Origin of the sequence: Paenibacillus sp. FSL K6-1566 (genome assembly GCF_038050475.1) — a bacterium.
In the GTDB taxonomy this organism is placed as follows: domain Bacteria; phylum Bacillota; class Bacilli; order Paenibacillales; family Paenibacillaceae; genus Paenibacillus_AQ; species Paenibacillus_AQ lactis.
In genome coordinates, this window is the sequence record NZ_JBBOSR010000001.1 from 3,434,159 (window position 1) to 3,456,887 (window position 22,729).

Sequence of the window (22,729 nt, forward strand, 5' to 3'; positions counted from 1 at the left end):
CTCATAAGGAGATGAAGACGATGCAAGCACTGCGCTGGCATGGTGTGAAGGATCTGCGGCTCGAGAACATTGAGGAGCCTCAAGCAACGAAAGGTAAAGTGAAAATCAAGGTGGAATGGTGCGGTATTTGCGGAAGCGACCTCCACGAATACGTAGCCGGACCGATTTTTATACCTGAATCAACCCCGCATGCGCTTACCGGAGAACAGGCACCGGTCGTTATGGGCCATGAATTTTCGGGCCAAGTGGTTGAAGTCGGGGAGGGAGTAACTCGCTTTAAAGCCGGCGACCGCGTCGTCGTAGAACCTGTTTTTTCCTGCGGGACTTGCGAGGCATGCCGTCAAGGTAAATACAATTTGTGCGAAAAAATGGGCTTCCTGGGCCTGGCCGGCGGCGGAGGCGGATTCTCCGAGTTCGTCGCAGCGGATGAGCATATGGTGCACAAAATTCCCGACAGTGTTTCGTATGAGCAGGGGGCATTGGTTGAGCCGTCGGCCGTTGCCTTGTACGCAGTACGCCAGAGCCAGCTGAAAGCCGGCGATCGCGCCGTCGTGTTTGGTGCCGGGCCGATCGGACTGCTTGTCATCGAGGCGCTGAAGGCTGCAGGCGCTTCGGATATCTACGCCGTAGAGCTGTCCGAGGAACGGAAACAGAAGGCGACGGAGTTAGGGGCGATCGTGATTGATCCGAAAGCCTGCGATGTCGTCGAGGAGCTGAAGCAGCGCACCGGCGGGGGTGTCGAGGTCGCTTTCGAAGTGACCGGCGTTCCTCCCGTTCTCACTCAGGCAATCCATTCCACGAAGATCGGCGGGCAGATTATGATCGTCAGCATTTTCGAAACCACTGCGCCGATCATTCCGAACGATATTGTTATGAAAGAACGGAGCATCACCGGCATTATCGGCTATCGTGACGTGTTCCCGGCCGTGATCAGCCTGATGGAGAAAGGCTTCTTCCCGGCAGAGAAGCTCGTTACGCAGAAGATTAAGCTAAATGAAGTGGTGGAGCATGGATTTGAGGCGCTGCTCAAGGAAAAGAACCAGGTAAAGATTCTCGTCAGTGCCCATTAATTCAAGGCTCGCGAGGTAATACGATAACAGAAAGACCGCTTAACAACGCGGTCTTTTTTTCATTTCTCCCAATCTTTTAAATGATTAGATCTTGACGATCCAGGGAATCGAACCTAGAATGTGTTATAACAACTATGAAATTACATAACAACATATCATAACAAATATAGGAAGGGGATGATGAATTGCTGAATTCAGGAGATGAACATCTGTGTTTCTTACGCTGACAAACATCTCCGCCGCGTTTACCTTTTTCAAGAAGGAGGTCATGGCCACAAATGGACGCTCGCCTATCCTCGGCATCCGCACAGCCCGTACAGAGGCCGAGCAAATGGAAGCATGTCAAAAAGCAGCTGAAGCGAAATGTCGGACTGTATCTCATTATTTCTCCGGCGGTACTTTACTTCTTGATCTGGCACTACTGGCCGATGTACGGCGTTCAAATCGCGTTTAAGGATTTTATGCCCGGACTAGGCATTTGGAACAGCCCATGGGTCGGCTTGGAGCACTTCGAGCGGCTGTTTGATGCGTATTACTTTTGGACAATTCTGAAAAATACGATCGGCATCAGCCTGTATGGACTGCTCGTCGGCATCCCGGCACCTGTTCTCTTGGCGCTGCTCTTCAATGAACTGCGGAGCCGCAAATTCCGCTCATTCGCCCAGACCATCTCCTACGCTCCTCACTTCATCTCCGTCGTGGTCGCAGTCGGTATCCTGTTCTTTTTCATCTCGCCGACGAACGGCGTTTTCAATTCCATTCTGGTTTCTCTCGGGAAAGAACCCGTCGATTTTTTAGCCGAACCATCTAACTTTTGGCATTTGTATGTTTGGTCCGGCGTGTGGCAGGGAATCGGCTGGTCGTCACTTATCTACAGCGCTACGATATCCGGCATATCCCCGGATTTATACGAGGCGGCTTACATGGACGGTGCCAGCAAGTTCCGCCGCATCTGGCATATTACGATTCCCGGAATCCTGCCGACCATTGTCATCTTATCGATTTTGAGCGCCGGAAGCATTATGAGCGTCGGCTTCGAGAAAGTCCTGCTGATGCAAAACCCGATGAACCTGGAAACCTCTGAGGTTATTTCGACTTATATGTACAAAAGCGGGCTGATTAACACCCAGTACAGCTTCTCCGCGGCAGTCGGCCTGTTCAACAACGTCATAAACTTCATGATCCTGATTATCGTCAATGCGGCAGCCCGCAAGGCCGGGGAAACCAGCTTATGGTAGGGAAGAATGCCGACTGTATGTTAAGGAGGGAACCTATGTCGTGCTGCTGAACATCAAACGAACGCCTGGCGAGAAAATCGCGGATATCGTCATTCTGGTGCTCGCCGTCTTGGTCACCGTCATCATTCTGTATCCGCTCGTGTTCGTGCTGTTTGCTTCATTCTCCGATCCGCGTCAAATCTGGGACAAGCCGCTGCTGTTATATCCGGCCGGCTTCAATCTCGATTCGTATGCCAAGGTGTTTGAGAACGGCGAAATATGGCGCGGGTACCTGAACACCATCCTGTATGCCTTCCTGGGAACTGCCATCAACCTGATCATGACGGTGCTCGCCGCCTATCCGCTGTCCCGCAAACGGTTTTACGGTAAAGGTCTGTTTACGATGCTGTTTGCGTTTACGATGTTTTTTGGCGGTGGTCTGATTCCTCTGTATTTGGTCAATAAGCAGCTTGGGCTGCTGAACACGGTATGGGCGCTTGTGCTGCCGGGGGCGATCAGCGCCTACAACATGATCATCATGCGCACCTATTTCCAGACGCGGATTCCGATCGAGCTTGAAGAAAGCGCCTATGTGGACGGCTGCGGCGATTTTCAGATGCTGTACAAAATCGTGCTCCCGCTGTCCATGCCCATCATTGCCGTCATGCTTCTGTTCTACGGCGTCGGCCATTGGAACTCTTACTTCGATGCGATGATCTACTTAACGGATCGGGAGAAGTTTCCGCTGCAGCTTATTTTGCGGGAAATTCTCGTGCAGAACGATTTCAAGGAGATGGCCGGCATATCGGTCGGGGCTGAGTATGCGGACCAGATGATGGTGAAGGAAGGGCTGAAGTATGCGATTGTCGTCCTGTCCGCACTGCCGCTGCTTCTGTTGTATCCGCTGCTGTCGCGTTTTTTCGAGAAAGGCATCATGGTGGGAGCGATCAAGGGATAACACGGGGATTCAAGCAGGAACCGCCCGATTTCTTGGCTTGGACCTCATAAAGATGGAAAGAGGGGATTGTTGATATGAGAAAAAGACTTCAATTTCTGCTTGCCTTGACCCTGACATTCTCTTTGCTCCTGTCCGCCTGCGGCGGGTCCGGGAGCGAAGCTTCTCCGGAGCCTTCCGATACCGAAGGGGATCCGGGAAGCATTACACTGCATATCGTGAAGCGCGGTTATACGGATGTTCATCCTCCGGCCGATCAGCTGTGGATGTGGCAAAAATACGAGGAGATCTCCGGCATTAAGGTCGAGTTCGAGGAACTTGCCGGCGCAGCCGTAACGGAGCGGAAAAACGTCATGCTCGGCTCCAACGATCTTCCCGATGCATTTTATCGCATCGCCTTCGGAACGGACGAGCTGATGAAATACGGCAAACAGGGATTGTTCATACCCCTTGAGGAATTGATCGAGGAGCATGCACCTAATTTGCGAAAGCTGCTGAACGAGAATCCGGACATCAAGGGAGCGATCACGATGTCCGACGGACACATCTACGCGCTGCCCTATGTCGACTTCTCGAAGGCATTTAATTCCGTCCGGTTATATATCAATAAATCCTGGCTGGATGAAGCCGGACTTGACGTTCCGAAGACGACCGCAGAGCTCCGCGAGGCGCTGAAGAAGGTAAGAGAGAAGGATGATTCCCGCCTGGGCTGGGTCCTTGAGACGCAGTATTGGACCTTCCTGGAAAGCTTCCTCGCAGGCAGCTACGGCATGGGAGAAGGCGGCGCCAAGGCGTTCGGCCAATATTTGTACAAGGACGCCGATGGACAGGTGAAAACGACGTTCAACGATCCGAAGTACCGGGAGCTTCTGCGGTATATGAGCGATTTGTATAAAGACGGCTCCCTTGCGCAGCAAAATTTCACGACCGGCTACGACTACGCCAAATGGTCGGCGGACGGCGCGAGCGGAAAGATCGGCTCCTTCGTATGGGAAGGCCCTGGATATATCGGCAAGGAGGCTGCCGAGCAGTACGTTGGCATTAACGCGCTGGAAGGACCGAATGGAGACAAGGTTGCCGGCACGCTCGGACCGCCTGCCAAAGGCATATTCGGATTCATCATAACGAACAAAAACAAGCATCCGGTCGAAACGATCAAATGGATCGATTACTTCTACGGCGAGGAGGGCATCAACTTCGGCACCTTCGGGTTAGAGGGCGAAACATACGATCTCGTAGACGGCAAGCCGAGGTACAAGGAAGACATCTTGAATTATAAGGGAGGCGTGCAGCTCGGGGCGTTCCAATACGTCGACAATGTGTACGGTGCGTATTACCCTTATGTGGAGCCGGACGATGAGCTGCGGATGTCTGCAAGAGGGACAACGGTAGCCGACGAGATTAAGGCGGACCCGGCTGAGCTGGATGAATTCGCCCCGAAGGAGCTGTGGCCGGATTTCGTGCCTACAGATGAGGAAGCGAACACGACGAGCGCAATCTTGACCGATATCAATAAATATATCCAGGAAATGAGGGTCAAGTTCGTGACGGGGAAGGCCAGCTTGGATACCGATTGGGACGGATACGTCAAGACGCTCGACAAGATGGGGGCCAAGGAGTACCTGGAAATCAAGCGTACGCAATACGAACGATATTTGAACGTCAAATGATCCTATGGCATTGTTCACGAGCGATTGCCGAGACTGCTGTGTAAACGATCGCTTGCCCGGTATGGGCGTACGGCAGCGGGCGATTTCCGTGCAGCGAGTTTACATGCCGATGTTAGAAACGCTATAATTTAGCGTAACAAGCGAGATACGTGCAAGTACGTTAAAGATGGGATGAGAGCGAAGTTGACCAAAGACAATAAACCGCTGTACAGCGTTATGATGGACGAGCTGAAATCACAAATTGTTTCGGGCCGCTACCCTCCCGAATCCCAGCTGCCCACGGAGGCCGAGCTGAGCTCGGCCTTTGGCGTGAGCCGCATTACGACAAGAAGAGCGCTCGAAGAGCTCGAGCGGGAAGGCTTGATCTACCGGATTAAAGGAAGCGGGAGCTTCGTCAAACCCAGAAGCCGCGGGCAAGATGGAAGAGAGGAAGGCACCGGAAAAATGATCTCCCTGATCCTGCCCTCGGAGGATGACCGGGGCACGATGGGGTACATTCGCGGCGCATCGGACTGGCTGAATGCGAATGGCTACTACTTGAGCATTCATCAAAGCGATTACGACTCCCAGAAAGAGCGGGATCTGCTGGAAATGCTGACGCGAAAAGGAATAGCGGCAATCATCCTGTATCCCAGGAACGATCAGACGAATTATGATATCCTTCACCGGCTTACGCTGGAGGACTATCCGATCATTACCATTGATAAATATTTCGACAGCCTTCCGCTCGGAGCGGTCGTATCAGACAACTACAGCGGCTCGTACCAGGCGGTATCCCGACTCATCGAGCTCGGCCACCGCAAAATCGCATTCCTGACGGCTGTAAGCATTGAATCTACTTCCTCGGTCCGGGACAGGTATTTCGGTTATTGCCAGGCGCTTAAGGATCACGGGATTCCTCTTGACAGCCGATATATTTGGCTGAATATGAAGGGATACCGGGAACAAGTCGGCGCGGAGCGATTCTATAACGAGCTGCTTGATTCCTACCGTGCGGAGGGCATCACGGCCGTTCAGACCGAGAATGATCTTATCGCCGCCAACCTGCTGAATCTCTGTCTGGACAGAGGAATTCGTATTCCGGAGGATATTTCGATTATTGGGTTCGACAACAATCCGGTCACAGAGCATGTCATCATACCACTGACGACGGTTGAACAAAACTTTTATGAAATCGGACGCCAGGCCGCCGAGATTATCGTGAACTGGCTGGAAATGGGCAAGCAAGCCTCGGGCAAAATCCTGGTGCCGGTCAAGCTGGTTGAGCGAGGAACAACGGCTGTTGCGCCGCGAAGCGGGCTCCCCGATTAGAGAGGATGAAGGAAATCTCTTTCAGCACGCGCGATCCTATGTATTAGTCAGGCAATATTTCCACACCTTAAACTTTGTATATGCCAAGAACCCGCGCGATAATGATCGGCGGGTTCTTGGTGCTTGCCGAGCCTATGCTGTGAGTTTAGGTTTCCCTATTAAACAATGCCAAAACCAAAGGAGCTAGCAATGATAACCAGAAGAATAAAGAGAACCAGGATTGCTCCTATGGAGTAGCCTCCGCCATATCCGTTTACTTCACCCACAAGGAAACCTCCTCTCATCTCCGAATACTTAATACTATGTTTAGGTTGATATGTTTGATTGGGTTTAAAGTAAGTTGTGTTGTTGTACATAGTCTGAGGGCGAGAAACCGGTGTGTTTTTTAAACATCCGATAAAAATAGGAAGTGTCGTAATAACCCAGATAGTCTGCGATATGTGTGATGCTCATGTCCGAGTGAATCAGCAGGCTGCAGGCTTCCTGCACCCGCAGCTGATGCATATATCGAATCGGAGATTGACCATACACCTCTTTGAAAAGGGCCGCGGCATAGCCCGGAGAGCGATGGATTAATCTCGCCAATGCATCGATTTCTATCGATTCGCGATAATGCTCCAGCAGATAGGATTTGATGGTATCCGCGTAGTTTCGTTTGCTGGGCGCAAGCTCAGTCTTTTCGAGCTCACGGGCCAGCATCCCGATCAGCTCCTGCATGATGCCTCGACAGATCATCGTGCGGTAGCTTTTGCCGCCCCGCATTTCCTCGTATAATCGCTCGCAGCGGCGATAGGCATATTGAATATGCGTAAGGTTGAATTTCATGAATTGCCCTGCGTCCAGAAATGGAATTCCAGTTGGCTCTTGGCGATCCAGCGTAAATAGAATCGTATGCTTCTGATGCGGGGTATCGTTCCAATTGCCGCCGCTTCTTCTGGTAGACTGAGGGATAAAGAGCACGTCTTCTTTTTCCGCAATCACTTCTTCTCCGTTGATCTCGTATCTTACCTTGCCTGCTCTTACTACAACAAGGACGTTGTATGCAATCGTCTCCAGCTGTGTCCGCCAATTTGGGATGTAATCATCAAAATTCACGCTCATCAATTGGAACACATTCGAGCACCTCGCAGTGATTTTATACCTATAGCCTAGCATATTTATACTTGCTTTGAGTAGAATTTCGTTCGCTTCTATGATCTTCTTGTATGAAAATTGGAATGGAATCGTACACCAAACCAGCGAAATGTACATCGACTCCGCATGCATCGCGGCCTATAATTTCAAGCAACGACACATTGACCATTTTATTTGTAGCTTCAACAAGTCGGAAGTGGATAACGAAGAGGAAGGGAACGATGTGGATATGAGAGTATTGCTGCTGGATTTGGATTCAACCAGACCGGATCATCTCGGCTGCTACGGTTATCATCGCAATACATCGCCCAATATTGACCGGATTGCTGCGGAAGGCGTACGTTTTGACAATTACTATACCTCGGACGCGCCATGTTTTCCTTCAAGAACGGCATTAATGACCGGCAAGTTCGGCATACATAACGGCGTCGTCGGTCATGGGGGCACGGCTGCCGACGTGCGGCATGAAGGCATTGCCCGCGACTTTCACGACAAGCTCGTAACGGAGAGCTTTCCCGCAATATTCCGCCGGGCCGGCATGAAGACGGCCTTGATCAGTCCGTTCGGAGAACGCCATTCGGCATGGACCTTTTATGCGGGCTTCAATGAAATCTACAATACCGGTAAGAGCGGCATGGAGTCTGCCGAAGAGGTATCGCCAGTCGTTCTGGATTGGCTGGAGCGCCATGCGGATGAGGACCAATGGATGCTATACGTGAATTTTTGGGATCCGCATACACCGTATCGTGCTCCCCAGTCGCTGGGAAATCCCTTCGAGCATGATCCTCTGCCTGCTTGGATTACGGAAGAGGTGCTTCAGGAGCATCGGAAGAAGGTTGGCCCGCATGGAGCAAACGAAATTAACATGTATAATAGTGAAGTATCCCCCAAATATCCGCGACATCCAGGGGAGATCAAGTCGATGGAGGATTTGCGGATGATGGTGGACGGCTACGATTGCGGCATTCGCCATATGGACGAGCATATCGGTGCGATCTTCGAATTGCTGGAGAATAAGGGAGTCATGGATGATCTGGTCATTATCATTACTGCGGATCATGGCGAGAACATGGGGGAGCTTGGGATTTATGGAGAACATGGTACGGCGGATCAGGGAACGTGCCGCATTCCGATGATTATCCGGGGACCTGGGATCAAGAAGGGAATTACGGACCCCGCGCTTCATTATCATCTGGATCTACTGCCTACGATGGCGGACTATCTGAACGTCGCTCCGGCTGCAAGCTGGGACGGCATCAGTTACGCCGATAGCCTGCGGACAGGGCAAGGGAGCGGCAGAGAGTATCTGGTCGTATCGCAATGCGCCCATGTTTGTCAACGAAGCGTTCGTTTCGGAGAATGGCTCTACATTCGGACCTATCATGACGGCTTTCATCTGTTCGACAAAGAGATGCTGTTCCATATTTCCGAAGATGTCCATGAACAGCATAACCAAGCGTCTCAAAGACCGGAGCTTTGCAGGGAAGCGGTCTATCTGCTGAATGAGTGGCATGATCAGATGATGTCCACGATGCCGTTTGACGTGGATCCGTTGTGGACGGTCATGAAAGAGGGGGGACCTTACCATGCCAAAGGTCATCTGCCGCGATATATTGAGCGCTTAAAGAATACAGGCCGGGGAGAAGCGGTACCGGAGCTGATGCGACGTCATCCTCGGGAGTTTGTATAATAGAAAACGATGTTGCAGTGAATGGATGCAGGATAACCGCTCTAATATGGTTGTCCTGTTCTCTGTATCAAGGATTAGGAGGAATCGAGCGTGGGAGAACATCATTCTTGCTGTACGGGATCCAGAGCGAACGTTCAGCTTGCGGAAGCCGATCGGAATGAACAACCTGTCATGGTGCGTGAAAGCCTTGACCATAAACCGTCTCAAGCGGATGTTCATACGGACATGATAGCAATCCCTGAGGGGACGTTTATGATGGGCACGAATTCGAAAGAAGGCTTCCCAAGTGACGGTGAAGGGCCGGCGCGGAGCGTTACGGTTTCCGGATTCGAAATTTCGCCGTATGCCGTAACGAATAGGGAATATCAACGCTTTGTAGAGGACACCGGTTATGTAACGGAAGCTGAGAAATTCGGATGGTCGTTCGTATTTGAACTGCTGGCCTCAGATGAGACCAAAGCTAAAGTGACGCAGGTTCCGCAAGAAGCGCCTTGGTGGCTGGTGGTGGAAGGCGCTAACTGGGCTGCACCCGAGGGAGCAGACTCGACTCTCGAAGGCCGGATGGACCATCCGGTGGTACATGTCTCGTGGAATGACGCCATGGCGTATTGCGAGTGGGCCGGCGTGCGGCTCCCGACGGAAGCGGAATGGGAATATGCCGCGCGCGGGGGGTTAGAGGACAGGACCTATCCATGGGGCGATCTGCTGAAGCAGGATGGAGAACACCAGTGCAATATTTGGCAGGGCAAATTTCCAATCAAAAACAACGCCAGCGACGGGTATATCGGGACGGCGCCCGTTGATGCCTACAAACCGAATGGTTACGGATTGTATAACGTGTCCGGCAATGTGTGGGAATGGTGCGGCGATTGGTTCAGCCCGTCCTATCATCAACAAACATCAGCCAGTAATCCGTTCTACGCAGAGCCAACCGGAAGAAGGTCTATGCGCGGGGGCTCGTACCTGTGTCACAGATCCTATTGCAACCGGTACCGCGTGGCAGCCCGCAGCGGGAATACGCCCGACAGCTCGACGGGCAATTGCGGTTTCCGAGTTGTAAGAGATTCCTTGCCTCGATGATAGAAAACATGCTACAATTCGAATCGAAACAGAAATGTTTTGTTTAGTATGCACAAAGAAGGCAAGGTGAAGGAAATGGTACGCGCTTCAGCACGGCAACATATTCTGAACGTGGCTTCAGAATCATTCTACCGCGAGGGCATTCGTTCCGTTGGGATCGATACCATTGTTGAACGAGCCGGTGTGAGCAAAGCCACGCTTTATCGTCATTTCCCGACCAAGGACGATTTAGTCATGGCATACCTTCAAGAACAGGATCATATCAATTGGGAGCATTTTGATGAAGTGATCGCCAAAAAAGAGGGGAAACCTAAAGAGCAGTTATTAGCTTTGATCGATGCGACCATCGAGATGCTCGAGCCGGGTTATCATCGAGGCTGTCATTTTCTAAATGCTCTTGCTGAATTTTCCGAAGAAGATCACCCAGTCCATTTACTTGCTGTAGAGTACAATCGTGCCATACGTCAGCGTTTATCCCGTTTGACACAGTTGGCCGGTGTGAATGACGATACATTGACAGATCAACTAATGCTTGTCATTAACGGCGCGTTGTCCTCCGTTTCGGTTTATGGATTCTCGGGACCTGCGGCACAGCTTAAGGCGTTATCTACACATTTGATTGAATTATATCTTGGTCAAACGAACGAATAGATTTAACCACGAACCTAAAGCGAGTTAACGGCTTTAGGTTTTTTTTGCGCCTTAAATTGACAGGGACATGAACGAACGGGGCTGAAGGGGATAAAGGATATCGCACGGATAAGCAATCAAGCCTTGCATCATTGGGATGGAATCTTCCCTTTCCCATAGACTTTCCCATAGACATGGAAGAAATATCTTGACACGATTATGAACCGTGTTGTATTGTTTTCTCAAACGAAACAAAACAGTTTCGTTTCACTAATGGAAAATTGGAGGAATTTATATGAGTGATGTAACAGTGATCGGTTTAGGACCAATGGGTACCGCCCTCGCACAGGCGCTGCTCCGAAATGGTCATCGCGTTACCGTATGGAATCGGACGGTTGAAAGAGCAGAAACTCTCGTCAGGGACGGGGCAATTCTAGCTCCCAATGCAGCTTCTGCTGTAGCTTCCAGTCCGGTAACGATCGTCTGTGTAGCCAATTACAAGATCTCTTACAGCGTGTTGGACACACCTGAGGTTACGGCAGCCCTCGCCGGCCGAGTGTTCGTGCAGCTAAGCACGGGGACTCCCCAAGAGGCTAGAGATAATGCAGCATGGGCACGGGAGCATGGAGCCGATTATCTGGATGGGGCCATCCCCGCCACACCACCGCAAATTGGAAGACCGGACACGACAATTTTTACATCAGGCTCGAAATCGGCTTACGAGAAAAGTGAGGCCCTGCTCAAGAGTCTGGCTGGAAACGTTCCCTACCTGGGAGAAAAGGTCAGCGCAGCATCCACAACGGATCTGGCATTTCTGTCTACGCTATTCGGTTCCATGATGGGATTCTTTCATGCGGCGCGCATCATTGAATCCGATGGCCTGCGCGTAGATGAATTCGGGTCCATGATCTCTGCGATCTCTCCAGCAATGGGAGAAATGATCAAATACGAAGGGGATATGATTCAATCCAATACGTTTGATCAGCCGCAAAGTTCACTTAACACCTGTTTGGTAACCGTAAAAATGTTCGTGGAGCAAGCGCGGGAGGCGGGAATCAACGCTGAGTTTCCAACATTCGCCCTGGGCCTCTTCCAAAAAGCTGTGGATTCAGGTTATGGGAACGAAGAGCTAGGCGCGCTTGTCAAAGTGCTGCGTTAAGTGAAATGAAATGTTTGTACTTGCATGGAAGCACTCTGGGTTGAGATCAAAAATAGGGGAACACTCGCCTAAGTGGAAACAAAACCGTTTTGTTTGATTAGTATATTTAAGGAGGCTATGTTGTATGAATCAAAATGATCAACGATCAAAACATGAAGCGACGTCAGCAAGGGAACGTAACCGTCCATCTGTAACCATAATCGGTCTGGGCCCGATGGGCCAAGCGATGGCAGCCGTATTCCTGGATCGGGGCTATGAGGTAACCGTGTGGAACCGGACTGCCGGCAAATCGGACGCTTTAGCAGCTAAGGGTGCCATTAAAGCGTCTAGTGTTGACGAGGCGATAGCTGCGAATGATTTAATTATCCTCAGTCTCACGGATTATGACGCGATGTACGCGATCCTAGAACAGGCTGCAAGGGACTTGAGCGGTAAAGTCTTCGTCAACCTGAGCTCAGACACTCCGGAAAAAGCCAGAGAGGCGGCGAAGTGGCTCGAAGCGCGCGGAGCACGCCACCTAACGGGCGGCGTACAGGTCCCGCCATCGGGTATCGGCAAAGCGGAATCCTCAACATACTACAGCGGTACAAGAGAGGTTTTTGATGCCCATAAAAAGACGCTTGAGGTCCTGACGGGGGCCGACTATCGGGGCGAGGATCCGGGGCTTGCAGCGCTGTACTATCAGATTCAGATGGATATGTTCTGGACCTCCATGCTCAGTTATTTGCATGCCCTTTCTCTTGCAGGCGCGAATGGCCTCACGGCTGAGCAGATCCGCCCCTATGCCATTGAGACGATGAAATCACTGCCGATGTTCATCGAGTTCTATACGCCTCGGATCGATGCTGGCGAGCATCCAGGGGATGTAGACCGGCTCGGCATGGGCGTGGCGAGTGTCGATCACATTGTACATACGAGCAAGGATGCCGGCATCGACGCATCCCTTCCCGCAGCTGTCTTAGAGGTGTTCAAGCGAGGTGTGGCTAATGGTCAAGCGGGGAATAGCTTCACCAGTCTGATCGAAGTATTCAAGAAGCCCGCTCCATCGGCCTGAATAAATCCCAATTGTTTAAACCCACTGATCACTCAGGATCAGTGGGTTTATTTGATGGGTTCCATTCACGCAGATCAGCGAATGAAGCGAAGAAGCATTTGAAGGGGAATATACCCGATTAACGCTCTTCCCAGGACATGACGTATTCCGCATGACCGGTATCCTCATCAACCGTTTCTTCAACAACAGAAAAGCCGTGGCGGGAATAAAAACGAAAGGCGTTCTCATTCTCTTTATACACTTTAAGCTCGAGCTTAGGGCCGCGTTCCTTGACGGATTGAAGCAGGGCCAACCCATACCCCTTGCCTTGCTCGCGAGGATGAACGAACAAAGCAGCCAAGGCATGTTGAACGGTCGATATAAAGCCGACTATTCCGGCTGCTTCTTCCAGCACATACGTTTCGGCCATTGGTAAATACACGGACCGCATGTCCTTTTCTTTGGACTCCCAGTATTCCTGGGGAATGAAGTGGTGGGCCTCTTTCGAGGCAGCCAGCCAAATGTCGATAACGCTGTCCATATCGTTATCCGTCATCAATCGAATCTGCATATCGTATTCACTCCAGTATAAAACATCGTATTTTAGGACACATGCCCCGTATTGTAAAACCTTTCCTGCACCGTGTCAAACCTGGAAGCCATTTGACCATCTGCATAAAAGGTGATATATTTATCACATAAAGAGACAAATAAATCACATCTGAGAGGAATGATCGGGATGAAAATGGTTCTTCGTATCGGGATGGGCCTGCTCTGGATCGGGATTGGCATTCAACGTATTATCCAACAATCGTATCCGCTGGCTCTATTATTTCTAGCAGGAGGCGTTCTATTTGTTTATGCAGGCTGGAGAAGTTGGAAATTCCGCAATCAATGACGGGAAGCAGCAGCAGCATTTGTTAAGCATGACCGGACTTTGCGCCTGGTACCGGACGGAAACGGACGCCGTCATTTCGAACCTTCATTTGGAAATCGGCCCTAATCAAATCATCGGTTTGGTAGGATTGAACGGAGCCGGCAAGAGCACGTTGATCCATGTTCTGAGCGGCATTCACCGGCATTATTCGCTTGAGCGGCTGAAGTGGAGGAACGAGGATGCATCGCTGACCAGCCTTGCGTTTAAGCGAAACCGGTATACCGTGTTTTCGGAGGACGAATCGTTTGAGTATTTCACGTTCGAGGAATATGTGAGACATGTGTTCCGGTCCTACGGACGAGAAGTTCGTCACGATACCTTGGATGAACTTGTTGAAGGATTCAACTTTCAGAAATACCGGAACGCGTTCTTGGGCCAATTATCGATGGGCAGCCGGAGGAAGGCCTATCTGATCACGGGATTTGCACTGCGTCCGGAGCTGCTGCTGCTGGATGAGCCGGTCAACGGGCTGGATTTTGAGAGCACGGAGTTTTTGTACCGGTTGATGAATGAATACAGGAGCTATGGGACGATTTTGTTTTCTTCCCACGTACTTGAGAGCCTGTGCTTAACCTCGGACAGCATCATCATTTTGGAAGCCGGATCAATCCGTCACACTTTCCTGCAAGGAGAGATGGATCCCGAGCACATTAGAGGTGTACTGAACAAGTGATCTCGACATTTCATGGATTCGCCAAAAAGCTCCTCGGGGCGCGTTACGACCGATTGTGGAAGCATGCCATAGCCTTAGCCGCGATCTTTGCGGCGCTGAGCAGCCTGGATCGCCATTATGAGGTGTCCTTGCTCGTATTTATGACGGCCATAACCGTATTTACGTTTGGTATCGTACTGAAGACCTTGGCATCGGACGATAACCGGAGGAAGCTGAAAGGAGCGTTCATGCTTCCATTTGCGCCAGGCATGTTCAATGCAGCCTATTTTTATGCGGTTGCTCTATACACCCTGGTTACCAAGACTTCGTACATTCTCGTATTTTACATGGCATTTTCGTCCTTTACGGCTATTTATATACCGGCATTTCTGCTTAGCTTTTTGAATGCGGGCCTGACTGCTTTCGTAATATTCGCCCAGATGAACAGCGGTAAAAGGATAACTGCCAGTCTCTTGCTGCTCATCCAAGCAGCCCTCTGTCTTCTCCCCGAGCCGTCCTATCGGTTGACGGGACTGCTGATCAGCACCATCCTCCAAGGGCTCGTGCTGCATCGGACGGATTCTTACCGATTCTACAAGGTCTCGAGGATGAAGGATAACCAAGCGGCACCGCTTCGAAGCTCTTCGTTCCTGCGGTACATTGTACGGTATCTAATCTCGCATAAAAGCTATTTATACAATACGCTGGCGTTATGTATATTTGCGGGTTTCATGGCGTTTATGCTCGAGCAGATGCATCTGGACTCGTGCCTGCCGCTCGCATTTGCGGTTCTGTCCTTTAACACGCCGATCGGCATCCTGCTATCGAGCAATCGCGGGCTGCACCGGAAGATCCAAATGCTGCCAGGCCAGCTTCAACGTACCGTTGTTCCGTATGGTCTGTTTATATTGACCGTAAACCTGTTCATCTACATGATCTTCTTAGTCTCCTGGCTTCTATTTCATGGGTCCGTAGAAATCGTGTATTATGTAATTAGCATCGTATTTGCCGCCCAGTCCGCCATTGCAGCCGTTTGGCTCGAGTGGAAATATCCCGTGCACAAATGGCGGGTGGAGAGTGACTTATGGCACCATCCCCGCAAATATGCCGTTCCGCTGATGATGTGCCTGCTGGCAGCCGCGGTGATGAGCATGGATGCAGCCGTATACCTTATCGCTCTGCTGGTAGGGATCGAGGTGGCGTTGATTTTTAACCGCAGGAGAGGAATCAGGAATGTATAAGGGACAGAGGAAGCGTTACGTACGGATTGGAAAGCACGGTTGGCTGCTCGGTTTATTGGGGTTTAACGGACTGCAGTATTTTAAGACCCATGATCCAGCCATGTTGTTTTACTTTAGTTTTTTTAGCTTTTTCAGTTTCTATTTCAATGGGAAGCTGGCAGAGGAGATGCCGGATGAACGGTATTACATGAATGCTCAGAAGGCGAGGTCCATCACCATGTGGGTGCCGGCCGCATGTTTGTTTATCATTGGAATGGGCAGCATGTTCGCCTTCGTAACGAGAGAATTCATGATTATCGTGAGCGCAGCGGGTTGGGCAGCTACGTTTCTGACGTATTCCATAACTTTTTATTATCTGGATAAATATTGTTAGGTGGATGCCCATGGAACCATTCAAATGCAATTTGAAAAAGTACAGGCAGTTAGCGGGAATGACCCAAGATGAGCTGGCGGGCAAGGTAGGGGTTCGCCGAGAAACCATCATCCGTCTGGAGGCGGCAAAATACAATCCCTCCTTAAAGCTGGCGATTGATATTTCCCGTGCAGTTGGAGCGCCCATTGAGGAGCTGTTTATATTCGACTAAACATACGATGATGCATTTGATGGGCCATAGCATCAGCAAATGCGTCATTTCGTACGCCTGTGTAAAAACCAAATGGTTCTTGAAAAAACTAATTAGTCATAATACAATAACATGTATCCATAAAGCGGATGGTCGTTTCGTCTCACAGGGCGGCTCAGCTTGTTAAGGTTTCTCCAGCCCGTTATCCCTGTTGTGAGACCGATCCAGTTACTTCCTAGTTTCGTTGAATGCTGAATATGGAAGGTTTTAAATAATTTTCGATATTTTGGATTTTATAGGATTATTATGCAACCTTTTGTCTTATCTAGCGTCTGGTATATGTATATCTAATCATAGGAGGAATACATCAATGAATATGAATCGTAAGAAAACCGTTTCTCGTCTCGTCGTAACAAGTATGGCAGTGGCTCTTCTCGCATCGCCGATTTCTTCCATTTTGCCGGGGCAGGGACATGTAGCTTCTGCTGCGTCAGCTGAGGACAAGTCTTCCTATAATCTGAAACCGATGTGGACGAAGACGCTGGGAGATCCGAGCAAGATCAGCCCCCAAACCACATTAATTAAGAACAGCCTTTACTATTCCGTCGGGAAGAAATATATTGCTTTTGACGCGTCGGCAGGCAAAACCCGCTGGACGTATCCTGCGACCGCGGTCTCGCAGACCGTCACAGACGGTAAATCGGTATGGTTTACGGATGCGACTGGCCGATTGATCAAGCTCAATGCTGCAACAGGGAAGCTGCAATGGAAGGTTAAAACCCAATCCCAGCCAGCTAAGAAAGAAAGCTATGTGAATCACAGCTTGCATGCAGCCGATGGTGTGATCTATGTCGGGGATGCGTTCGGACTGACGGCCTACAACGCATCAAACGGAAAGGTGAAGTGGAAATTGAAGGGCGGCGCCCATGGGTACAAACTGCTGCAAACAGGCAAAATCCTTGTTGCAACCACGACTATCGACGGTGCTTTGACCACGAGCGGGTTACAGGGAATCGATCCTCAGAACGGCAAAGTAAAATGGACACAAAACGACGGTGACCATCAGGACATTCTCTTCTCGAATGACAAATCGTTCTATTCGCGAGACGTAACCGAGGGCATCGATGCCGGATATGCAGCTAACATCAATGAAATTAGTTTGACCAACGGAAAAATTATGGCTACCCGATCCTACATACCGGTGGATTTCGTGGAAGATCAAAGTGCATCGGATGTCGTATCCGATGGAGAGTATTTCTATGTCATTGAAAAGTATGATGAGACTCAAAAGAAAGCTGTGGTCTCCCGCTTCAAAACAGTCAGTCCTTCCAAATCCGAGCCGGAAAAAACTTATTCGTTTGAAGCGAAAGTGACCGAATGGTCCCTCGGCGATTCGGGCATCGCCTATGTAAGACTTGAGAACGGCAAGCTGCTAATGCTCGATACGAACAGTGGACGTACGCTGGCCTCCGCTCAATACAAAGGCACACCATTGCCGACGCTCATCGGACAAGACGTGCTTGTCGTTCAGCATGGCGGGCAGATCAGCGGTGTGAAGAAACCTGTTGCTCAGTAACATATCCCTCAACACCAATAGCTGACGAGCCAGACTCATTTCAGGTTAGCTTCTTCATGCAGCAGCCGCTAAACACAAGGTTCCTTGCGTTTAGCGGTTTTTTTCGTATCCAAAAAAGCGGTAATGACATGGATCTTCTTCGATGCATGCCGCGATGCTCGGATGGAAAGAGAGAGTTGGAATGTTTACACATGAGCTCACGATTTCTGCGACTTTGTATCCAAATCCGTTCTGGTTCTTTTATATCAACAGTCACTATGAATAGCGGCAGGCTGTTGGTATACTATCTTTAGCCGAAATGGACACTAACAATAGATTCATCAACGGATAGTGTAGCGGGTGGCAATTTTTATGAAAGGTGATGAGATTTCTACGGAGCATGAATGATAAAACAAACGAAAAATGAATGAAACGAGACGTTAAATGACAACGTAAATAGCGAAAGGGGATACGGGAAACCATGTAAGTCGGAAAATCCCCTTTGCTTCAATGCTTGGAGGTTAAAAGCAAGAAGCTTGTCATGACATTCTAAACATCAGAGAGGGGAAGTAACTGTTGGAGTCACTTTGGTTGGAGTATGCATGGGCATTACTAATTCTTATTGGATTGGAAGGCTTACTATCTGCGGATAATGCCCTCGTTCTGGCGGTAATCGCGAAGCACTTACCGGATGACCAGAAGAAGAAAGCCATCAATTACGGAATTATCATGGCTTTTGTTTTTCGTTTCGCCGCCCTGTTTGCCATATCATTTATTGCGAACGTTTGGCAAATTCAAGCGATCGGGGCTGCTTATCTGCTGTACCTTGGCTTAAAACATATAATCAAAGCGCGTTTTGGCAAGGAAAACAAGAACATCCGCGAGGATATAAAGAAAGATGCTGCGGGCAAAGGCTTCTGGCCTACCGTAGGTAAAATTGCTCTTGCTGACCTCGCCTTTGCGATTGACTCCATTCTTGCTGCAGTGGCTTTAGCGCTGGGCCTTCCGGATTCGCCGCTTGGAAATTTCGGTGGAATGGACGGCGGAAAATTTATCGTTGTCCTGCTTGGCGGCATCGCCGGGCTCATCCTGATCAAATTCGCGGCGACATGGTTTGTTAAGCTGCTTGCTCAACGGCCGGCACTGGAGACCACGGCATATGCCATCGTAGCATGGGTTGGGGTCAAGCTCGTCGTGATTACATTAGCTCATGAGGATATCGCTGTGCTGGATCATCATTTTCCACATAGCACAGCCTGGACGTTGATCTTCTATGGTGTATTGGTGGCGATAGCCCTTCTCGGTTGGTTTGCGCCTGCGAACAAAAAACAATCACAAGCCGATCCACTCTAGGTTAACTCTGAGCTTCACTATATGAAATGACAGATGGCCATCCAGTAAAGGGTGGCCATTTTACGCAAACGATGAATGATCATTCTTGTCGATCGGCGGATCGACGAATTTGAAGGGGGGGGGCTCCATCGTGACAACTCGAAATCTGAATCCAAAGGTCGATGAATTCGTAAGTAAATCCAGAAAGTGGAAAGAAGAATATGAAAAGTTGAGAGCCATCGTTCTTGACTGTGAGCTGACCGAAGATTTTAAGTGGATGCATCCTTGTTACAGCTTTAAGAATAAGAACGTCGTTTTAATCCACGGATTTAAGGAATATTGTGCACTGCTGTTTCACAAAGGCGCCTTATTACAGGATGCCCACGGAATTCTCATCCAACAAACGGAAAATGTGCAGGCGGCGCGTCAAATTCGGTTCACCAATGCACAAGAAATCGATGAGTTAGAACCCATCTTGAAATCTTATATATATGAAGCGATTGAGATTGAAAAGGCCGGTTTGGAAGTCAATTTTAAAAAGACGGATGAATACATAGTTCCTGAAGAGTTTCAACTTAAGCTCGAGGAAATCCCTGGCTTGAAAGCAGCATTTGAAGGCTTGACGCCCGGACGTCAAAGAGCGTATCTTCATTATTTCTCCCAACCCAAGCAGTCTAAAACCCGTGCGTCCCGGGTCGAAAAATATGTACCGCAAATCCTTGATGGAAAGGGATTAAACGATTAGGATATACGATTAGTTCATCTTTCCGATTCTCGCGGACTCTCATTGAGAACTGGAAAAGATCCGACCCAATCCATGATGTTCACCCGAGCGGGTTTATAGTATGCTTGCTATATAAGGAGGAGAGGAAAACAATGGTAAAACAATTGATTGTGGGAGACGCGAAGCAAGAGTTGAGTGCTACACGCCGCATTCTGGAGCGCTTGCCCGAAGAGCATATGTCGTGGAAGCCGCACGAGAAGTCCATGACGCTTGGCGGATTGGCCACGCATCTGATCAACATCCTCAACTGGCAAATTGCCATTTTTCAGTACCCTGAATTCGATCTTGCAACCGTGCCGCTTCGGCGGGAGGCTTTAGAAAAACGCGATGACGTGTTGGAAGAATTCGACGCAAACGTCGTCAAGCTTGATCAGCTGTTAGCCGAATGCGGTGAGACGACGCTCGGCGAGGAATGGACCTTGCGAAACGGCGACCATATCATCCTGCGCCAGCCTCGGGCTATCGCGCTTCGCACCTTCGGTATCAGCCATATGGTTCACCACCGGGCGCAGCTTGGGGTATATTTGCGGCTCCTTGATATTCCGGTTCCGGGCTTTTACGGTCCATCCGCCGACGAGTCAGTAAAATGAATGAAGATGCCTCGTGAAGTCGCGGGGAATCGGCATATGCTGCCGGCGATGATCTCCTCCGCTCCTTAGTACAACAGAGGGAAAATACCAAGGAAGATTTCCGTTTATCACGAGACATCGTGGCAAGTAACAGCGGCCCGAAAAGGCAATCTATTCGATTGGAGTAGATTGCCTTTTCTTTTGTTTTAAGGTCAAATGAATGTCATGAAAATTGGCTTAAAATGGCTTATGTTTCGCGCAGTGCTTATGACTATCACTCATATCGAATCCCGTAGCTCCTGAATATCCAGCATGGGCGGCCGTCCGTACATACGGGCATATTCGCGGCTAAACTGCGATGGGCTCTCATAGCCTACGCGGAAGGCGGCTTCGGAAATTTGCACGGCCTCGGTCACCATTAGTCGGCGGGCTTCTTGCAAGCGCAAGCTTTTCTGATACTGCAACGGGCTCATTGCCGTGACGCGTTTGAAGTGTTTATGGAATGCAGACGTGCTCATGTTGACGGATTTGGCAAGCTGCTCAATGACAAGCGGACGGTCGTATTGCCGGTTAATCATCTGGATCGCCTGCGCGATATTGTGTGCATGGCTGCCGATCATAGCAAATTGATAGATAAGCGAGCCGTGTTCACCTTGGAGGATGCGATACAGAATTTCGCGGATGATTAGCGGTGCCAGGAAAGGAATATGATCTGGCTCGTCCAGCAGCTGCATGAGACGAACCATGGCTTCGAGCAATGGTGGAGACGTGCGATTTACGGTTATGCCGCGGGAGGCTTCCCTCAGCGAAACAACGGAGGGGCTCGTCTCTTTGACAATATCCAAGATGACGTCCGCATCGAAGCTAAGTTTTAGGCTTAAATACGGAGTTTCGGGCGTAGCCTCAATGATTCTTCCGATGATAGGCAATTCGACGGAAGTCACCAGATAGGTCGATGGATCATATCGATAGGTTTCATTGGCCGTTGTCGCTGTTTTTGCCCCTTGCGCTACGACGCATATCGATGGCTTATATACGGATTCCATCGGCTGGGACAGTTTTGTAGCATGCATCAACATCAACGACGGGATCGGCGTCAAATGTGTCCCGGTTGACGGAGCGTGGCGGCATATCAAACTCGCCAATTGCTGCAAGACTTGCTCCTTGCGGAGTAATTCGTCCATAGTCACGTATTCCTTTCCAGATCAGTCGGAGTGTATTGCTTTTATCATATCGAGAATGAAGAGAATTAGGCAAGGATTGAATAGATATGTTCTAACGGCATAAGCCATTGATTCCATATAATGAGTTCACAGGGTCAATCCAGTCGGGTTACCGGCAATAAAATGAAGGTAAAGGTGTGAACAAATATGAGTTTACATGGAAAAGTGGCAATCGTTACCGGGGCTTCACGGGGAATCGGACGGCAGATCGCGATCCAACTGGCTGCGTCCGGAGTGAAGGTGGTCGTCAATTATTCCTCGAATTCAGGGAAAGCGGAGGAGGCTGTTCAGACCATTGAGGCATCCGGCGGGGAAGCTGCAGCGATTCGTGCCGATGTCAGCAAGGTAGGAGAAGTTGAAACGTTGTTCGCGGAAACGCTTGAGCGGTTTGGACGCCTGGACATTCTGGTTAATAATGCCGGCATCATGGAGTGTACGGCGATTGAGGACGTGACGGAGGAGAGCTTTGACCGGCATTTCGCGATCAACGTGAAGGGAACGTATTTCGCTTGTCAACAAGCGATGAAGCATATGGAGCAGGGGGGAACGATCATTAACTTCTCGACCTCCATCTCAGGTGGGATGCTTCCGACGTACAGCGTGTACGCTGCTACGAAAGGAGCAGTCGAGCAGTTGACCCGCCAATTGGCCAAGGAATTCGGCGCAAGAGATATCGTCATCAATTGCATAGCGCCGGGCCAGGTATCAACTGAACTTTTCTTAAGCGGCAAGTCACCAGAGCTAATTGATTCATACCGCCGAATGAACGCATTCGGACGACTGGGCGAACCCGGAGACATTGCCAATGCGATCGAGCTGCTTGTCAGCGACAAAGCCCGGTGGATAACAGGACAGACGATCCGCATTAATGGCGGATTTAATTAAGAAGCTGACGGGGACAAGACACAAGTCCCATAAAAAGCC

22 protein-coding genes and 1 pseudogene are annotated in these 22,729 nt (G+C 50.0%); 19 read left to right on the plus strand and 4 right to left on the minus strand.

Going from position 1 to position 22,729, the window contains the following annotated elements; translation table 11 throughout:
* Window positions 1-20: 20 nt before the first annotated feature.
* From NST08_RS15085 to NST08_RS15105, 5 genes are all read left to right on the plus strand, one after another.
* The gene (locus tag NST08_RS15085) at window positions 21-1,070 is read left to right on the plus strand and encodes a 2,3-butanediol dehydrogenase (protein WP_341341931.1); all 1,050 of its coding nucleotides are present in this window, start codon (window positions 21-23) and stop codon (window positions 1,068-1,070) included.
* Between the two features lie 278 nt (window positions 1,071-1,348).
* Window positions 1,349-2,308 carry an ABC transporter permease gene (locus NST08_RS15090; protein ID WP_341341932.1) on the plus strand — a complete coding sequence of 320 codons (960 nt, stop codon included), beginning with the start codon at window positions 1,349-1,351 and terminating at the stop codon, window positions 2,306-2,308.
* A gap of 40 nt (window positions 2,309-2,348) precedes the next feature.
* Window positions 2,349-3,245: a carbohydrate ABC transporter permease gene (locus NST08_RS15095; protein WP_007128239.1), complete on the plus strand. Its 897-nt coding sequence runs from the start codon at window positions 2,349-2,351 to the stop codon at window positions 3,243-3,245.
* A 74-nt stretch (window positions 3,246-3,319) separates the two neighbouring features.
* Window positions 3,320-4,912, plus strand: a complete 1,593-nt coding sequence (locus tag NST08_RS15100) for an extracellular solute-binding protein (RefSeq protein WP_341341933.1) — start codon at window positions 3,320-3,322, stop codon at window positions 4,910-4,912.
* Window positions 4,913-5,095: 183 nt separating this feature from the next.
* Window positions 5,096-6,223, plus strand: coding sequence for a GntR family transcriptional regulator (locus NST08_RS15105; protein WP_007128237.1), 1,128 nt, complete (start codon window positions 5,096-5,098; stop codon window positions 6,221-6,223).
* A gap of 158 nt (window positions 6,224-6,381) precedes the next feature.
* Here the strand turns inward: NST08_RS15105 and NST08_RS15110 are convergent, their stop codons facing one another.
* Both NST08_RS15110 and NST08_RS15115 read right to left on the minus strand, forming a co-directional pair.
* The gene (locus NST08_RS15110; protein WP_198031543.1) at window positions 6,382-6,507 is read right to left on the minus strand and encodes a sporulation protein YjcZ; all 126 of its coding nucleotides are present in this window, start codon (window positions 6,505-6,507) and stop codon (window positions 6,382-6,384) included.
* Between the two features lie 46 nt (window positions 6,508-6,553).
* A complete protein-coding gene (locus NST08_RS15115; protein WP_341341934.1) occupies window positions 6,554-7,336 on the minus strand; it encodes an AraC family transcriptional regulator in 783 nt (260 codons plus the stop codon).
* Window positions 7,337-7,586: 250 nt separating this feature from the next.
* Here NST08_RS15115 and NST08_RS15120 point away from each other — a divergent pair, with 250 nt between their 5' ends.
* The 5 genes and pseudogenes from NST08_RS15120 to NST08_RS15140 all read left to right on the plus strand — a co-directional run.
* A complete protein-coding gene (locus tag NST08_RS15120; RefSeq protein ID WP_040738222.1) occupies window positions 7,587-9,047 on the plus strand; it encodes a sulfatase family protein in 1,461 nt (486 codons plus the stop codon).
* 90 nt (window positions 9,048-9,137) lie between these two features.
* Window positions 9,138-10,127: a formylglycine-generating enzyme family protein gene (locus NST08_RS15125; protein WP_341341935.1), complete on the plus strand. Its 990-nt coding sequence runs from the start codon at window positions 9,138-9,140 to the stop codon at window positions 10,125-10,127.
* Window positions 10,128-10,202: 75 nt separating this feature from the next.
* Window positions 10,203-10,778, plus strand: a complete 576-nt coding sequence (locus NST08_RS15130; protein WP_034273151.1) for a TetR/AcrR family transcriptional regulator — start codon at window positions 10,203-10,205, stop codon at window positions 10,776-10,778.
* Between the two features lie 274 nt (window positions 10,779-11,052).
* Window positions 11,053-11,916 (plus strand): NAD(P)-dependent oxidoreductase, encoded by an 864-nt coding sequence (locus tag NST08_RS15135; RefSeq protein ID WP_007128232.1) that lies wholly within the window; start codon window positions 11,053-11,055, stop codon window positions 11,914-11,916.
* A gap of 121 nt (window positions 11,917-12,037) precedes the next feature.
* A pseudogene (locus tag NST08_RS15140) lies at window positions 12,038-12,970 on the plus strand (NAD(P)-dependent oxidoreductase); the annotation flags it as partial.
* Between the two features lie 118 nt (window positions 12,971-13,088).
* On the opposite strand, the gene NST08_RS15145 reads toward NST08_RS15140, so the two are convergent.
* Window positions 13,089-13,520 carry an N-acetyltransferase gene (locus NST08_RS15145; protein WP_007128230.1) on the minus strand — a complete coding sequence of 144 codons (432 nt, stop codon included), beginning with the start codon at window positions 13,518-13,520 and terminating at the stop codon, window positions 13,089-13,091.
* 289 nt (window positions 13,521-13,809) lie between these two features.
* Here NST08_RS15145 and NST08_RS15150 point away from each other — a divergent pair, with 289 nt between their 5' ends.
* The 8 genes from NST08_RS15150 (at window position 13,810) to NST08_RS15185 (ending at window position 20,603) form a co-directional block, all read left to right on the plus strand.
* Window positions 13,810-14,559, plus strand: coding sequence for an ATP-binding cassette domain-containing protein (locus tag NST08_RS15150; RefSeq protein WP_034273169.1), 750 nt, complete (start codon window positions 13,810-13,812; stop codon window positions 14,557-14,559).
* Entirely contained in the window at window positions 14,556-15,779 is a 1,224-nt protein-coding gene (locus NST08_RS15155; protein WP_007128227.1) for a hypothetical protein, read from the plus strand. The genes NST08_RS15150 and NST08_RS15155 overlap by 4 nt, the downstream gene beginning before the upstream one ends.
* Window positions 15,772-16,152, plus strand: coding sequence for a DUF3796 domain-containing protein (locus NST08_RS15160; RefSeq protein WP_007128226.1), 381 nt, complete (start codon window positions 15,772-15,774; stop codon window positions 16,150-16,152). The genes NST08_RS15155 and NST08_RS15160 overlap by 8 nt, the downstream gene beginning before the upstream one ends.
* A gap of 10 nt (window positions 16,153-16,162) precedes the next feature.
* On the plus strand, window positions 16,163-16,363 hold the full coding sequence (locus tag NST08_RS15165) for a helix-turn-helix transcriptional regulator (protein ID WP_007128225.1): 201 nt from the start codon (window positions 16,163-16,165) through the stop codon (window positions 16,361-16,363).
* Window positions 16,364-16,712: 349 nt separating this feature from the next.
* Entirely contained in the window at window positions 16,713-17,918 is a 1,206-nt protein-coding gene (locus tag NST08_RS15170; RefSeq protein WP_007128224.1) for a PQQ-binding-like beta-propeller repeat protein, read from the plus strand.
* Between the two features lie 555 nt (window positions 17,919-18,473).
* The gene (locus tag NST08_RS15175; protein WP_040738123.1) at window positions 18,474-19,250 is read left to right on the plus strand and encodes a TerC family protein; all 777 of its coding nucleotides are present in this window, start codon (window positions 18,474-18,476) and stop codon (window positions 19,248-19,250) included.
* Window positions 19,251-19,380: 130 nt separating this feature from the next.
* Window positions 19,381-19,974, plus strand: a complete 594-nt coding sequence (locus tag NST08_RS15180; RefSeq protein WP_040738121.1) for a YdeI/OmpD-associated family protein — start codon at window positions 19,381-19,383, stop codon at window positions 19,972-19,974.
* Between the two features lie 131 nt (window positions 19,975-20,105).
* On the plus strand, window positions 20,106-20,603 hold the full coding sequence (locus NST08_RS15185; protein WP_007128221.1) for a DinB family protein: 498 nt from the start codon (window positions 20,106-20,108) through the stop codon (window positions 20,601-20,603).
* Window positions 20,604-20,860: 257 nt separating this feature from the next.
* Here NST08_RS15185 and NST08_RS15190 read toward each other — a convergent pair whose 3' ends face one another.
* Window positions 20,861-21,766: an AraC family transcriptional regulator gene (locus tag NST08_RS15190; protein WP_028405112.1), complete on the minus strand. Its 906-nt coding sequence runs from the start codon at window positions 21,764-21,766 to the stop codon at window positions 20,861-20,863.
* Window positions 21,767-21,952: 186 nt separating this feature from the next.
* Here NST08_RS15190 and NST08_RS15195 point away from each other — a divergent pair, with 186 nt between their 5' ends.
* Entirely contained in the window at window positions 21,953-22,690 is a 738-nt protein-coding gene (locus tag NST08_RS15195; protein ID WP_028405111.1) for a glucose 1-dehydrogenase, read from the plus strand.
* Window positions 22,691-22,729 lie beyond the last annotated feature (39 nt).

Bases quoted from the DNA above. Each gene is read 5' to 3' on its own strand.
- NST08_RS15085 (WP_341341931.1), top strand. From the start codon at position 21: ATGCAAGCACTGCGCTGGCATGGTGTGAAGGATCTGCGGCTCGAGAAC.
- NST08_RS15160 (WP_007128226.1), top strand. From the start codon at position 15,772: ATGTATAAGGGACAGAGGAAGCGTTACGTACGGATTGGAAAGCACGGT.
- NST08_RS15120 (WP_040738222.1), top strand. From the start codon at position 7,587: ATGAGAGTATTGCTGCTGGATTTGGATTCAACCAGACCGGATCATCTC.
- NST08_RS15110 (WP_198031543.1), bottom strand. From the start codon at position 6,507: ATGAGAGGAGGTTTCCTTGTGGGTGAAGTAAACGGATATGGCGGAGGC.
- NST08_RS15100 (WP_341341933.1), top strand. From the start codon at position 3,320: ATGAGAAAAAGACTTCAATTTCTGCTTGCCTTGACCCTGACATTCTCT.
- NST08_RS15165 (WP_007128225.1), top strand. From the start codon at position 16,163: ATGGAACCATTCAAATGCAATTTGAAAAAGTACAGGCAGTTAGCGGGA.
- NST08_RS15150 (WP_034273169.1), top strand. From the start codon at position 13,810: ATGCAGGCTGGAGAAGTTGGAAATTCCGCAATCAATGACGGGAAGCAG.
- NST08_RS15190 (WP_028405112.1), bottom strand. From the start codon at position 21,766: ATGGACGAATTACTCCGCAAGGAGCAAGTCTTGCAGCAATTGGCGAGT.
- NST08_RS15185 (WP_007128221.1), top strand. From the start codon at position 20,106: ATGGTAAAACAATTGATTGTGGGAGACGCGAAGCAAGAGTTGAGTGCT.
- NST08_RS15145 (WP_007128230.1), bottom strand. From the start codon at position 13,520: ATGCAGATTCGATTGATGACGGATAACGATATGGACAGCGTTATCGAC.
- NST08_RS15170 (WP_007128224.1), top strand. From the start codon at position 16,713: ATGAATATGAATCGTAAGAAAACCGTTTCTCGTCTCGTCGTAACAAGT.
- NST08_RS15130 (WP_034273151.1), top strand. From the start codon at position 10,203: ATGGTACGCGCTTCAGCACGGCAACATATTCTGAACGTGGCTTCAGAA.
- NST08_RS15135 (WP_007128232.1), top strand. From the start codon at position 11,053: ATGAGTGATGTAACAGTGATCGGTTTAGGACCAATGGGTACCGCCCTC.
- NST08_RS15195 (WP_028405111.1), top strand. From the start codon at position 21,953: ATGAGTTTACATGGAAAAGTGGCAATCGTTACCGGGGCTTCACGGGGA.
- NST08_RS15090 (WP_341341932.1), top strand. From the start codon at position 1,349: ATGGACGCTCGCCTATCCTCGGCATCCGCACAGCCCGTACAGAGGCCG.